A 218-nucleotide genomic window follows, 5' to 3' on the forward strand; every position below is an offset into this window, starting at 1 on the left:
CCGCTCGAGTACCCCGAAGGGCCTTTCCGCTCGACTTGCATGTGTTAAGCACGCCGCCAGCGTTCGTCCTGAGCCAGGATCAAACTCTCCAAACAATGCCTGGAAAAGTGTCCTGGCCAACATTCGACATGAATGTCAACCAAAGGAATCCGTCAAATCAATGACGGGGTTGTGCATCATGCACTGGCTTTTAACACACTGTTGAGTTCTCAAGAAAC

The 218-nt window shown here is 50.9% G+C and carries 1 rRNA gene; it reads right to left on the reverse strand.

From position 1 onward, the window contains the following. Positions 1-95, reverse strand: a 16S ribosomal RNA gene (locus IO39_RS43810); the annotation flags it as partial. Between the last annotated feature and the right edge of the window lie 123 nt (positions 96-218).

This window comes from Nonomuraea candida (assembly GCF_000725485.1).
Taxonomy (GTDB): Bacteria; Actinomycetota; Actinomycetes; order Streptosporangiales; family Streptosporangiaceae; genus Nonomuraea; species Nonomuraea candida.